General features: G+C 33.7%; 9 protein-coding genes. 5 read left to right on the forward strand and 4 right to left on the reverse strand.

Features of this window, described 5'->3' with window-relative positions; genetic code table 11:
• Positions 1 to 124 precede the first annotated feature (124 nt).
• The 5 genes from ACGK9U_RS06250 to ACGK9U_RS06270 all read left to right on the forward strand — a co-directional run bounded on the left by ACGK9U_RS06250 (position 125) and on the right by ACGK9U_RS06270 (position 6,342).
• On the forward strand, positions 125 to 1,513 hold the full coding sequence (locus ACGK9U_RS06250; protein ID WP_394465505.1) for a tetratricopeptide repeat protein: 1,389 nt from the start codon (positions 125 to 127) through the stop codon (positions 1,511 to 1,513).
• A gap of 50 nt (positions 1,514 to 1,563) precedes the next feature.
• Positions 1,564 to 2,484 carry a DUF368 domain-containing protein gene (locus ACGK9U_RS06255; RefSeq protein ID WP_394465506.1) on the forward strand — a complete coding sequence of 307 codons (921 nt, stop codon included), beginning with the start codon at positions 1,564 to 1,566 and terminating at the stop codon, positions 2,482 to 2,484.
• Positions 2,484 to 3,503, forward strand: coding sequence for a DUF368 domain-containing protein (locus ACGK9U_RS06260; RefSeq protein WP_394465507.1), 1,020 nt, complete (start codon positions 2,484 to 2,486; stop codon positions 3,501 to 3,503). The genes ACGK9U_RS06255 and ACGK9U_RS06260 overlap by 1 nt, the downstream gene beginning before the upstream one ends.
• Complete coding sequence (locus ACGK9U_RS06265; protein WP_394465508.1) at positions 3,496 to 4,236, forward strand: shikimate dehydrogenase family protein; 741 nt, start codon at positions 3,496 to 3,498, stop codon at positions 4,234 to 4,236. Before ACGK9U_RS06260 ends, ACGK9U_RS06265 begins: the two co-directional genes overlap by 8 nt.
• 105 nt (positions 4,237 to 4,341) lie before the next feature.
• Positions 4,342 to 6,342 (forward strand): DUF349 domain-containing protein, encoded by a 2,001-nt coding sequence (locus ACGK9U_RS06270; protein ID WP_394465509.1) that lies wholly within the window; start codon positions 4,342 to 4,344, stop codon positions 6,340 to 6,342.
• A 73-nt stretch (positions 6,343 to 6,415) separates the two neighbouring features.
• Here ACGK9U_RS06270 and mazG read toward each other — a convergent pair whose 3' ends face one another.
• From mazG to ACGK9U_RS06290, 4 genes are all read right to left on the reverse strand, one after another.
• The gene (gene mazG / locus ACGK9U_RS06275) at positions 6,416 to 7,189 is read right to left on the reverse strand and encodes a nucleoside triphosphate pyrophosphohydrolase (protein ID WP_394465510.1); all 774 of its coding nucleotides are present in this window, start codon (positions 7,187 to 7,189) and stop codon (positions 6,416 to 6,418) included.
• Positions 7,190 to 7,318: 129 nt separating this feature from the next.
• Positions 7,319 to 9,589 carry an aconitate hydratase gene (locus ACGK9U_RS06280; RefSeq protein WP_394465511.1) on the reverse strand — a complete coding sequence of 757 codons (2,271 nt, stop codon included), beginning with the start codon at positions 9,587 to 9,589 and terminating at the stop codon, positions 7,319 to 7,321.
• A 205-nt stretch (positions 9,590 to 9,794) separates the two neighbouring features.
• Positions 9,795 to 12,572 (reverse strand): bifunctional aconitate hydratase 2/2-methylisocitrate dehydratase, encoded by a 2,778-nt coding sequence (locus tag ACGK9U_RS06285; RefSeq protein ID WP_394465512.1) that lies wholly within the window; start codon positions 12,570 to 12,572, stop codon positions 9,795 to 9,797.
• Positions 12,573 to 12,835: 263 nt separating this feature from the next.
• On the reverse strand, positions 12,836 to 13,972 hold the full coding sequence (locus ACGK9U_RS06290) for an acyltransferase family protein (protein ID WP_394465513.1): 1,137 nt from the start codon (positions 13,970 to 13,972) through the stop codon (positions 12,836 to 12,838).
• Positions 13,973 to 13,991: the final 19 nt, after the last annotated feature.

Here is a 13,991-nt window from a genome sequence, read left to right on the forward strand (position 1 = left end):
AGACCATTTTATTCTTACAAAAAACAAAAGTGTTCATTACTTTGTTAAAAACATTTGAGTTTTACGACTAATAAAAAGGAATAGAAGCTTAAATTTATTCAAGTAGAACTTTACAAATGTGCTTATGGAGTTTAGTCATGATGACAATAACGATTTACCATTAACCAAGTTTGAATCGATGCTAAAAACAAATCATGTTTTGTTCTTCGATTCCGAAGAATTTGAAAACATCATTCACCACTATCTTAATCAAGGTAAAATAGCTTTAGCTAAAAAGGCCATAAAATTGGGCTTAGACCAGCATCCTACATCTATCAACTTAAGGCTTTTCAAAGTTGAAATTTATGTCTTTGAAGATAAACTTATTCAAGCAGATACCTTGTTGAACGAGCTCTACAATTTAGACCCAACTAATGAAGAAATTTTCATTCAAAAGGCTAATATTTTCTCTAAAAAAGATGACCACGAGCAAGCCATTCAAGTGTTGAAAAAAGCTTTGGAATTAACCGATGATGTGGTAGATCTGTATTCCCTTATAGGAATGGAATACCTGTTTTTAGACCAATTTGAAGAAGCCAAAGAATTCTTTATGAAATGTTTAGAAGAAGATATTGAAGATTATTCGGCGCTTTACAACATCATCTATTGTTTTGAATTTTTAAATCAAACCGAAGAAGCCATCGCTTATTTGAATCTTTTCTTAGATAAAAACCCATACTGCGAAGTCGCATGGCACCAACTAGGAAAACAGTATTACACGCTTAAAAATTACAAAAAAGCATTGGCTGCCTTTGATTTTGCCATCATTTCAGACGATACTTTTGTGGGCGCCTATATTGAACGTGGTAAAGTATTAGAAAAACTAAAACGTTTTGAAGAAGCGATTGAAAACTATACCATTACCCTTCAGTTGGATGAACCAACATCATTCGCACTTTTACGCATTGGTTTTTGTTATGAAAAGTTGAGAAATGATGATTTAGCGGTTCAATATTACTATAAAACAGTCCATGAAGATCCCTTATTGGATAAAGGTTGGATTGCTATTACAAGATATTACAATCGAAAACGCAACTACCAAAAAGCGCTATACTACATTAACAAAGCCATCAATATTGATTCTGAAAATGTAACTTATTGGAAATTATATTCTCAAATAAACCATCGTTTAAACCATTTTGAAGAAGCCGAACGCGGATTTAAAAAAACATTAGAGCTAGGTAATTACGAGTTAAGCACATGGTTGTCCCGTGGGGATTTATTAATTAAATTGGGAGAACCCGAAGCCGCTATTTTCAATTTTGAACAAGCCGTGGAGTTTTATCCAGAAAACGCCGAATTGGAATACCGATTGGCCGGTTGTTATTTTTCTTTAAATGAAAATGAAAAAGGTTTATTCCACTTAAAAAATGGTTTAGGCTACAATGAGGATTACTCGTTTATAATCGATGAACTTTTCCCGGAAGTTGCCAATAAAATACTTGTTAAAAATTTCCTAAAAGAAAATCAATAGCCAAACGTCAAGCTAAAATCCATACCTTTGGTTCGCTTAAAAATCAACCTATGCAACGACGTTTTAAAGACTATTTAACTATTTCTCTTAAAGGATTGGCTATGGGTGCTGCCGATGCAGTTCCTGGAGTTTCCGGTGGTACCATTGCTTTTATTTCTGGCATTTACGAAGAGTTGGTTTCAACCATCAGTAATATCAACACATCTCTTTTTAAAACTTTATTTAACAAAGGCATCAAAACTTTTTGGGAACAGGCCAATGGTAATTTTGTTTTGGCTCTTTTAAGCGGCATCATTATTAGCTATGTTTCCTTTATGAAACTTGCAAAATTCCTTTTAGAAAACCACCCAGTTTTAATTTGGTCGTTCTTTTTCGGATTGATTATAGCCAGTATTTACTTTGTAGGCAAGCAAATAACAAAATGGAACATACCTGTAATTATTGCGTTTCTAATAGGTACAGGCATTGCATTTTATATTACCATGCTTCCGGCACAAGCAAATAATAACAGCAACTCATTTCTGTTCATTGCAGGTGCCATTGCTATTTGTGCTATGATTTTACCTGGTATTTCCGGTTCCTTCATTTTAATAATTCTTGGGGCATACAAAACATTAAGCGATGCCATTCATGATGTTGATATAAAAAAGATAATCATATTCATTGCTGGAGCTGTTATTGGTTTGCTCAGTTTTAGTCATGTTTTAAAATGGCTTTTTAAAAACTATCACAATATAACTTTGGCATTACTTACAGGGTTTATTTTGGGGTCATTAAACAAAGTGTGGCCTTGGAAAGAAACATTAACATGGCACACCGATTCTAAAGGAATTAAAAGTCCGTTGTTACAAGAAAGCGTATCCCCTTTTTCGTTTCAAGGAGACAATCAACTAGTATTTGCAATAATTTTAGTGGTTCTTGGATTTTTGACTATTTTTATTCTAGAAAAAGTAGGTTCAAAAAAACAATAATGGAAAGCACCCGAACACTTAAAGACAAACTATTTCTAATCTTGAAAGGATTGGGTATGGGTGCTGCCAATAAGGTACCTGGAGTTTCTGGAGGTGTTGTTGCTTTTGTTGCTGGTTTTTATGAAGAGTTCATTTATTCTTTAAGAAAAGTAAACCGAAAAGCCCTTCTGTTACTCATAAACGGACGCTTCAAAAGTTTTTACAATTATATAAATGGTCGTTTTTTATTCTTGCTTTTCTTCGGAATGGTGGTAAGTTATTTTAGTGTTTCAAAAGTGTTGGATTACTTTATTAAACATTATGAACTTTATATTTGGAGCGTTTTCTTCGGAATGATTATTGGCTCCATTTATTATATAAACAAAGATTTTAAAGATTGGAATTATAAAACCTATACATCATTAGCTTTAGGCATTTTAGTTGGTTTAAGTATTAGCTTTTTAAATCCTGCCAAAGAAAACGACAACCTTTGGTTTGTATTTTTTTGTGGTATTATAAGTGTTTCGGGCATGACGCTTCCGGGGTTTTCCGGTTCCTTTATACTCATCCTTTTAGGAAATTATGTATTGCTCCTGGTCGATTCTGTTAATGCTTTATTCGATACGTTTTATGAGGTTTTAGGTGGTAATTTCAGTTTTATTGATAATTCTGAACGCCTGAGAATGCTAAAAGTACTAGCTGTTTTCACACTAGGCTCCGTAACAGGTTTGGTTACCTTTTCGCATATGTTAAGCTATATTTTAAAACATTATAAAAGCATTACACTTTCGGCAATCATCGGTTTTATAGTAGGCTCTTTAGGTGTTGTATGGCCTTGGAAAAACACTATTTACAAATTGAACCAAGATGGTACACATATATTAGATTCTACTGGAACAAAAGTGGTATTGAACTACGAACGTTACATTCCTAAACTTAGTACCGATACTTATTATGCTATCGCTTTTATTATCCTTGGAATTGCCATAGTTTTGGCACTTGAATATTACGGAAAAAAAACCAAAAAAATAAATGAATAAATTAGGGCTTTTAGGCAAAAATATATCTTACTCTTTTTCTAGAGCATATTTTAAAGAAAAGTTTGAAAATGAACAAATTACCGATACTACTTATGAAAATTTTGATATAGAAAGTATTGATTTATTTCCTTCAATAATAAAAAACACTAAAAACTTAAAAGGTTTAAATGTTACCATTCCTTATAAGGAAGTGGTTATCCCATTTCTAGATAAAGTAAACAAAAAAGCCAAAGCCATTGGAGCCGTAAACACCATAAAAATAACAAAAAAAGGCAAGTTAGTTGGTTATAATACAGATTGTTATGGATTTAAAAAAACACTAAAACCTTTTTTAAAACCACAACACAAAAGTGCCTTGATTTTAGGTACAGGTGGCGCCAGTAAAGCTATTGCGTACACTTTTAAAGAGTTAGGCATCCCTTACCATTATGTTTCTAGAAAACAATCAGAAACCGTTAGTTTTACTTATGATTCACTTACGGAAACTGATATCAAAAACCATCAAATCATTATAAATAGCACGCCGTTAGGTACTTTTCCTAATGTAGAAGATTGTCCAAATATTCCTTACAACGGCATTACAGATAATCATATTTTATTCGACTTGATTTACAATCCCGAAGAAACCAAATTTTTAAGATTGGGCAAAGAGCAACAAGCTACTACCATAAACGGTCTAAATATGCTAAAATTACAGGCAGAAAAAGCTTGGTCTATCTGGAAATTATATTAAAAACAACTTCCAAACCATTAAAACCACATATAGTACTTTGTAAATAATAGACTTGTTAGTATCTTTAAACTCGAAACAAATTTAAAGAACCCTAACATTTTCAAAATGTCTGATATAAATAACTTGCCAAAAGCAGAAGGAGAAGAAGAAGTTAACAAGAATGTGAGCCATTCGGATAACGCCTCGGAAGAAAACAAATCGGTAGAAACCAATAATCCTGAAGTAGAAGATACAATAGCTGTTTCAGAAGAAAAATCTATTGACTCTGTTGAAAAGAATAACGAAGCGACTAAAAATTCAGACGACCAAAACGACGAAGTCTTAAATGAAATAGAAGATTCTAATGCTGAGGATGCCGAAGACGAAGGCAATAAAGACAGACATACTATTGAAGTGAAAGCATACGACACCATGTCGTTAGAAGCTCTTGCAATAGAACTGGAAAAGCTGGTGAAAAACGAAAAAGTTCAAGCCATCAAATCGCATGTCGATAGCATCAATAGTGAGTTTAAAGATAAATTCCAAGCCTTATTAGACGAGAAAAAAGAAGAGTTTTTAAATGATGGTGGCAACGAAATAGATTTTTATTACGTATCCCCAATTCAAAAGCGATACAAAGAAGCTTACAACGAATATAGAAGAAAGCTTAACGACCACTACCAAAATTTAGAAAAAAACCTAAAACAAAATTTAGCCGACAAACTTGAAATTATTGAAGAGTTAAAAGGCTTAATTAATGTTGAAGAAAACATAAATACCACCTATAAACATTTTAAAGAACTACAAGAACGTTGGAGAACCACGGGACCTATACCACGAGATAAATACAACAACGCTTGGAATAGTTACCACCACCATGTAGAAATGTTTTACGACTTTTTACATTTAAACAGAGACCTCCGCGATTTAGATTTCAAGCACAATTTAGAACGTAAGTTATTGATAATTGAACGTGCCGAAGAACTAGCAGAAGACGATAATGTGATGCGTGCTTTTAGAGAATTGCAAGAGCTTCATAAAATGTGGAAAGAAGAACTTGGTCCTGTAGATAAAGAACACAGAGAAGTTATTTGGGAAAAGTTTAAAGCCGCTACAAAAAAAATAAACGATAAGCGTCAAGCTTACTATCAAGATATAGATAAAATTTACGAAAAAAACCTTGAGAAAAAACTTGAACTTATTGAAAATATTGAAGCTATAAACGCTCAAAACACCAATTCCCATAACGCTTGGCAAAAGAAAATTAAAGAAATTGAAGATTTAAGAGAGCAATTTTTTAGTATTGGAAAAGTGCCTAGAGACGTAAACGAAAGCACATGGGCAAAGTTTAAAGAGTCTGTAAGAACCTTTAACAGACAAAAAAATGCTTTTTACAAAGACCTTAAAAAAGACCAATACACAAATCTTCAAAAGAAATTAGAATTAATTAAAATTGCTGAAGATAACAAAGACAGTGATGACTTTGAGATAACCACTCCTTTGATGAAAAAAATTCAAAGCGATTGGAAAAAAATTGGACACGTACCTCGTAAAGACAGCGATAAAATTTGGAAGCGTTTTAAAGCAGCTTGTAATTTTTATTTTGATAAACTACATGCTACACGAAATGCCGCCAATAAAGAAAGTCTTGATGCTTTTAACAATAAAGTAACGCTTTTAGAAACTCTAAAAAATTTAAAACCTGTTGGTGATAAAGAAAAAGATATTGAAAGCGTAAAAGAGTTTATAAACAAATGGAAAGATTTAGGAAGGGTTCCAAACGATAAACGTTATATAGAAGGCAAGTTCAACAAGGCTATTGAAGACTTCCTTATCAACCTGAAAATGGATAAAAATGAAGTGGAAATGATTAAGTTTGAAAATAAACTTGATGCCATTAGTGATTCGGATAATTCGAAAGATTTAGATAACGAACGTCACTTCATTAGAAAAAAGATTGACGAAGTTAGAAGTCAAATCAATCAATTGGAAAATAACCTTCAATTTTTCACGAATGTTGAAGATGATAATCCAGTTGTAAAAGAAGTTCATAAAAATATTAAAGCCCACAAAGACGCTTTAAAATTATGGAAAGAAAAACTTAGTAAAATAAAAGAACTTTATTAGGTATTAAAAACATAAACTAATTAAAAAAGCTTGAGGTTTCTCAAGCTTTTTATTTTATTCCAGTTTTTTCTGATTAAATACGCTTTGCTTCTTCCCAAAACACATCCATTTCAGCCAATGTCATGTCTTTTAAAGGTTTATTAATTGACTTTGCTTTTTCTTCAAGATATTGAAAGCGTTTTGAGAATTTTTTATTGGTACGTTCTAAAGCATTTTCGGGATTAATCTTTAAAAAACGGGCATAATTAACCATTGAAAACAAGACATCTCCAAACTCGCTTTCAATAGCATCTTTATCGCCTTTTTCTACTTCTACTTTAAATTCAGCAAGTTCTTCTTCAACTTTTTCCCATACTTGGTTAGGTTGTTCCCAATCAAAACCCACGCCTGCTACTTTTTCTTGGATTCTATTGGCTTTAACCAATGCGGGCAAACTATTTGGAACGCCTTCTAGAACACTTTTTTTTCCTTCTTTCAACTTTAAATTTTCCCAATTCCGCTTAACATCCTCCTCATTTTCAACGGTTACATCACTATAAATATGTGGATGCCTGCTTATCAATTTTTCGCAAATACTATTACATACATCGGCAATATCAAAATTGTTGGTTTCACTTCCTATTTTAGAATAAAATACTATGTGAAGCAAAACATCACCCAATTCTTTCTTGATTTCCTCTAAATCGTTATCTAAAATGGCATCTCCCAATTCATAGGTTTCTTCAATAGTTAAATGACGTAAGGTTTCCATGGTTTGCTTCTTATCCCACGGACATTTAGCCCTTAAATCGTCCATAATGGTTAATAATCTGTCAAAAGCTTTTAACTGATTTTCTCTAGAACTCATAAAAAGTGTTTTGGTAAAAATACAATTATAAATGATTTTTAATTCATTCTAGAAAACAAAAAATCCAGCCATTAAGCTGGATTTAAAAATTCAAAAAACTTGACAGGTCTGATAATTATTTAAAAACAATTAGGAGGCGTTTTGTCTTTTAATTAAGTTTAACGCAGACCCCGCATTATACCAATCTATTTGGGGTTGATTGTATGTATGATTTAATTTGATAAGGTCTTTGCTGCCATCTGCATGAACCGCTTCAAGGGTTAATTGCTTTCCTGGAGCGAATTCATTTAAATCCAAAAAGTTGAATGTATCATCTTCTTGAATTAAATCATAATCGGCTTCATTAGCAAACGTTAACCCTAACATTCCTTGTTTTTTAAGGTTTGTTTCATGAATACGGGCAAACGATTTTACAATAACAGCGGCTACACCTAAAAAACGAGGTTCCATAGCTGCATGTTCTCGTGAAGAACCTTCTCCGTAATTATGATCACCCACAACAATCGTTTTAATGCCTTTAGCTTTGTATTGACGTTGTACATCTGGCACGCCGCCGTATTCACCCGTTAGTTGATTTTTAACAAAATTTGTTTTTTGGTTGTAGGCATTTACAGCACCAATTAAACAGTTGTTTGAAATATTATCTAAATGCCCACGGAAACGTAACCAAGGTCCAGCCATACTGATATGGTCGGTTGTACATTTTCCGAATGCTTTAATTAATAGTTTAGCACCTTTTATAGTGTTTCCGATAGGCTCGAAAGGCTCTAATAATTGTAAACGCTCTGAAGTTGGAGACACATTTACTTGCACATGACTACCATCTTCTTCGGGAGCCAAATAGCCATTATCTTTAACTTCAAAACCTTTCGGAGGTAATTCCCATCCTGTTGGCTCTTCGAACATGACTTCTTCACCATTTTCGCTTATAAGTGTATCTGTCATAGGGTTGAAATCCAATCGACCTGCAATGGCAATAGCCGCTGTAATTTCTGGTGAAGCCACAAAGGCGTGCGTATTTGGGTTTCCATCGGCACGCTTCGCAAAGTTTCTATTGAAGGAATGCACGATACTGTTTTTTGGAGCATTTTTTGGATCGCTATATCTAGCCCATTGCCCAATACAAGGGCCACAAGCATTGGTAAAAATTTTTGCATCTAATTTTTCAAATACTTGAAGGATACCGTCTCTTTCGGCAGTATATCTTACTTGTTCAGAACCTGGATTAATACCCAATTCAGATTTCATTTTAATGCCTTTATCTAAAGCCTGTTGTGCAATAGATGCTGCACGCGATAAATCTTCATATGATGAATTGGTACAAGATCCAATCAATCCCCATTCTACGGCAATTGGCCAATCGTTAGCAGTTGCTTTCTCTTTCATTTCTTTACCAACATTCGTTGATAAATCTGGAGTAAATGGACCGTTTAATAAAGGCCCAAGTTCTGATAAGTTGATTTCTATAACTTGATCGAAATATTTTTCTGGTGAAGCATAAACTTCGGGGTCGGCAGTTAAATATTCTTTAACTTTATTAGCGGCATCGGCAACATCTGCTCTATCGGTAGAACGTAAATAGCGCTCCATAGATTCATCATAACCAAAAGTTGATGTGGTAGCACCTATTTCTGCACCCATATTACAAATGGTTCCTTTACCGGTACAAGACATGGCTGTTGCTCCAGATCCAAAATACTCTACAATTGCTCCGGTTCCTCCTTTTACAGTCAAAATTTCGGCTACTTTTAGAATAACGTCTTTAGGTGCTGTCCAACCCGATAATTTACCTGTTAACTTCACCCCTATTAATTTAGGGAATTTAAGTTCCCAAGCCATACCTGCCATCACATCAACGGCATCTGCTCCACCAACACCGATAGCAACCATACCTAAACCACCAGCGTTAACAGTATGCGAATCGGTACCAATCATCATACCTCCAGGGAATGCATAATTTTCCAAAACTACTTGGTGGATGATCCCCGCGCCTGGTTTCCAGAAACCAATTCCGTATTTATTTGAAACTGACTCTAAAAAGTTAAACACCTCACTACTTACACTGTTTGCATGCTTTAAATCGACTGCCGCACCTTCTTTAGCTTGTATTAAGTGATCGCAATGCACTGTAGTAGGAACAGCAACTTTGCTTTTTCCAGCTTGCATAAACTGTAATAAGGCCATTTGCGCTGTTGCGTCTTGACATGCAATTCTATCAGGAGCAAAATCTACATAATCCTTACCTCTTTCAAAAGCTGTTGTTGCGTTTCCATCCCATAGATGATTGTATAATATTTTTTCAGATAATGTTAGTGGTTTACCAACAATGTCTCGGGCAACATCTACGCGTTCTTTCATTCTAGCGTAAACCCCTTTTATCATATCAATGTCAAATGCCATAAATTCTATTTTTTTCTATTTTAATCAACACAAGATACGAAATATAGGACGTCTTAAAAAATTGATTTCTAGTTTTAATAATTTTTAACAATGATAGTATATAAATCGTCTAATCATTGCTAAAAAGAAAAGAAACCATACACAGCTAAATAAAAAGCCCGAGCATAAAACTCGGGCTTTTGAATTATGCTATTGTAATTTATAATTACATCACTAATAATTTACTTGAAGGTTTAAACTTTGTCAAGTTGATACCGTCTACCGCAGCTTCATACTCCGATAAATTTGGAGTTCTACCCAAAATTGTAGAAAGCACTACTACTGGTGTAGAAGAAAGTAATGATTCTCCTTTTTTATCACCCGAGTCTTTAACAACTCTTCCTTGGAATAAGCGTGTGGATGTCGCCATTACTGTATCACCTGGTTCTGCTTTTTCTTGATTACCCATACATAAGTTACAACCTGGACGCTCTAAATACAACATGTTTTCATACTTAGTACGTGCTGCCGCTTTAGGATCATTATCATCAAACTCGAAACCAGAGTATTTTTGTAAAACTTCCCAATCGCCTTCTGCTTTCAATTCATCAACAATATTATACGTTGGAGGTGCAACAACAAGCGGTGCTTTAAACTCAACCTTTCCTTGTTGCGACTCAATATTTTTAAGCATTTGAGCTAATATTTTCATATCACCTTTGTGAACCATACAAGATCCTACAAATCCTAAATCTACTTTTTTATTTCCTCCATAATAAGAAAGAGGTCTGATTGTATCGTGCGTATAACGCTTAGAAACATCCTCATTATAAACATCTGGATCTGCAATCATTGGCTCTACGATAGCATCTAAATCTACCACTACCTCTGCAAAATACTTAGCGTTTGTATCAGGAGTTAAAGCGGGTTTTTCACCAGATCTAATTTCAGCAATTCGTTTATTGGCTTTATCGATTAATCCTTGAAGTACTTGCTTTTCATTATCCATACCCTTCTCAATCATGATTTGGATTCTTGATTTAGCAATTTCTAAAGATTCAATTAAAGTTTCATCTTCTGAAATACAAACAGAAGCTTTTGCTTTCATTTCAGCAGTCCAATCTGTAAATGTAAAAGCTTGATCTGCAGTTAATGTTCCAATATGAACTTCAATAACGCGTCCTTGGAATACATTTTCACCACCAAATTGTTTTAACATTTGCTGTTGTGTAGCATGAACTACATCACGGAAATCCATATAACTCTTCATGTTTCCTTTAAAAGTCACTTTTACAGATTGTGGAATTGGCATAGTTGCCTCTCCTGTTGCTAACGCTAAAGCAACGGTACCAGAATCTGCTCCAAAAGCAACACCTTTTGACATACGCGTATGCGAGTCGCCACCAATAATAATAGCCCAATCATCAATAGTGATATCGTTAAGAACTTTATGGATTACATCCGTCATGGAATGATAAACGCCTTTAGGATCACGAGCCGTAATTAAACCAAAGTCATTCATAAACTTCATTAGCTTTGGAATGTTAGCTTTAGATTTACTATCCCAAACTGAAGCCGTATGACATCCTGATTGGTAAGCACCATCAACAATTGGCGAAATAACCTTAGCTGCCATAGATTCAAGCTCTTGAGCGGTCATTAATCCAGTTGTATCTTGCGAACCAACAATATTTACTTCAACACGAACATCTGAACCGGCGTGTAATACTTTACCTGGTGTATTACCAACAGCGTTTTTATTGAATATTTTTTCAACAGCAGTAAGACCTTGACCTTCAATAGAAATTTCTTTAGATGGCGCATACACTTGAGGAATATCGATTCCTAAAGTTTTAGCTGCAAATGTTTGTAATTTTTTACCAAATACAATAGCATAAGAACCTCCTGCTTTGATAAACTCCACTTTTTGCGGAGTTAATGAAGCCGAAATATCCATTAACTCTTGGTTGCCCTTGTATAATTTTTTCTCTTTTGTGTTTATTGTTAAAACAGTCCCAGTTTCAACAGAATATTTTTGCTCTAATACAGGCTCTCCATCGGCATCCATTACTGTATTCCCATCTGCATCTTTTTTCTTTACCCAGTTTTGCAAGTCAATTCCAATACCTCCTGTTACACCAACTGTAGTTAAGAAAATTGGAGAAATACCATTAGTACCCGCAATAATTGGTGCTATATTGATAAATGGCACATAAGGACTTGCTTGAACACCTGTCCATAAGGCCACATTGTTTACACCTGACATTCTTGAAGAACCAACTCCCATGGTTCCTTTTTCAGCAATTAGCATCACACGTTTGTCTGGATGCTGTTCTTTTAATTTTAAAAGATTCTTTTGCATCTCTTTATTATGCTCAAAAATACACTGACCGTGCAACTCACGATCGGATCTTGAATGTGCATCTCCACCCGGGGATAACAAATCGGTAGAAATATCACCAATACCAGCAATGAAAGTAACAATCTCTATTTCTTCTTCAATCTCTGGAAGTTTAGTAAAAAACTCCGCTTTCGCATAACTCTCAAGAATATCTTTTGCAATCTCACTACCATTTTTATATGCATCTTTTAAACGATACATATCTGCCTCATAAAGGTAAACTTGTGATTTTAAAACTTCGGCTGCTGCTTTTGCTTTCGAAGCATCATTACCTAAAGCAACATCTAGTAATACTTCAATAGAAGGCCCTCCTTTCATGTGCGATAGTAATTCCAAAGCAAATGCAGGAGAAATTTCTTTAACTACAGATTCACCAAGAATGATCTCTTTTAAAAATTCAGCTTTCACTCCAGCAGCACTGGTTGTTCCAGGTACTACGTTGTAAATGAAAAAGTTAAGAGAATCTTCTCTATACTTATTATCTAAATCTTTAATTTGCTCAATAATTGCACTTAACAATTCGGCACCATCAATAGGCTTTGGATTTAGCCCCTGATCTTTTCTCTCTTCGATCTCCTTGATGTAATCTTCATAAATGTTCATAGGAAAAATATTTTCAATGTTAAATTCAATTAAATCAAAATGATTTGCATGAATTGTGATAATAGCACTTGCGCGGAAGCATGCTGAATTAATTTTTAATTTTTTAAGTTCGGCAAATTACAAAATTAATCTTTAGAAGTAAAAACATAACGCTGCAATACACTGGCTTTAGATTGCAATTTATTATAGTCACATTTTAAATTAATCTAATTATATTTTTTTCAATATTTTCAGATTATTAATGACGATTTAACAACAATTAATTAATACAATCTTGGTTTAAAGAACTTATTGTCTCTTAGATTGGTCATTGGTCTTTCAAAATACACGAATAGCAAGTAACTAAGCAGATATGTTAGTACGCAATACGCTAACAAAATTAAAATTTTAAAGACTAATGCTACTTGTGAAACATCGATAAAATATTGGATACTTAGCAATACAATAGAATAATTAACCAAATAGATTGCATATGATAGAATGCTAATTTTAGTTATTTGAGTTTTAAGAAAAGTTCTGTTTTCTGAACAAGTTGCCAAAGGAAAAAACAAAAGCAAGTTTATAGATATGATTGGTAAATAGAATACATTGAAAAACAGAGAAGCATTTTCTGGAGTGACATTAAAGATGAAAATAATAGCATGTAAACAGGTAAAAACTACGGATGCCAAATAAAAAAGAGGTGTTTTATAGCGTTCCCAAACAGATTTAAAATACATGAAAACATAAGCGGCTATAAATCCGTAATAAACACTATCAACCCTATAAACAACTACTTTTCGTAATTGGTGGCTCCATTCTTGCCCCGAACTAACTATGTTATATAAATGAAAATGATACCTAAACAGCGTTACACTTAAAATTATTAGCAGCGTTACAAATAAATACAACCAATGTTTTGGAATCCTTTTTGAAAACGAAATTAAAACATATAATAAAAAAGGACCAATAATATAGGCATACTCTTCAATGGATAAGCTCCACGATTCTGTAAAAAAATCAGGTTGTCCTTCATAAAAATTCTGTAAAAAAACGAAGTAATAGCCAATGCCTGCAACAATTTCACCATAAAAGATAAATACTAAAAAAATGTTTAAAAGAAGAATTAGAAAATAATTAGGCAATGTTCTGAACCAACGCCGTATCCAAAAATAGACAAAATCTTTTAACGCTATTTTTCCTTGGACTAACTGCTTTAAGATGATGCCACCTATTAAAAAACCACTGAGTACAAAAAACAAATCGACACCAATAGTTCCAAAAAAACGGATAATAACAAGTAAAGTCGTTTCCTTACGGGGAAATAATAATATTGTGGAATGAGAAAACATAACCAAAAGAATGGCGACGGCTCGAATAACATCTAACCCAAAAATCCTATGTTTATAATCAATATCCATAGAGATTTCTGATTTGGTA

The organism is Mariniflexile sp. HNIBRBA6329 (assembly GCF_043558645.1).
Taxonomy (GTDB): Bacteria; Bacteroidota; Bacteroidia; order Flavobacteriales; family Flavobacteriaceae; genus Mariniflexile.

Excerpts from the sequence above, each read along its gene's own strand:
- ACGK9U_RS06250 (WP_394465505.1), top strand. The coding sequence starts at position 125 with ATGGAGTTTAGTCATGATGACAATAACGATTTACCATTAACCAAGTTT.
- ACGK9U_RS06255 (WP_394465506.1), top strand. The coding sequence starts at position 1,564 with ATGCAACGACGTTTTAAAGACTATTTAACTATTTCTCTTAAAGGATTG.
- ACGK9U_RS06260 (WP_394465507.1), top strand. The coding sequence starts at position 2,484 with ATGGAAAGCACCCGAACACTTAAAGACAAACTATTTCTAATCTTGAAA.
- ACGK9U_RS06265 (WP_394465508.1), top strand. The coding sequence starts at position 3,496 with ATGAATAAATTAGGGCTTTTAGGCAAAAATATATCTTACTCTTTTTCT.
- ACGK9U_RS06270 (WP_394465509.1), top strand. The coding sequence starts at position 4,342 with ATGTCTGATATAAATAACTTGCCAAAAGCAGAAGGAGAAGAAGAAGTT.
- mazG (WP_394465510.1), bottom strand. The coding sequence starts at position 7,189 with ATGAGTTCTAGAGAAAATCAGTTAAAAGCTTTTGACAGATTATTAACC.
- ACGK9U_RS06280 (WP_394465511.1), bottom strand. The coding sequence starts at position 9,589 with ATGGCATTTGACATTGATATGATAAAAGGGGTTTACGCTAGAATGAAA.
- ACGK9U_RS06285 (WP_394465512.1), bottom strand. The coding sequence starts at position 12,572 with ATGAACATTTATGAAGATTACATCAAGGAGATCGAAGAGAGAAAAGAT.
- ACGK9U_RS06290 (WP_394465513.1), bottom strand. The coding sequence starts at position 13,972 with ATGGATATTGATTATAAACATAGGATTTTTGGGTTAGATGTTATTCGA.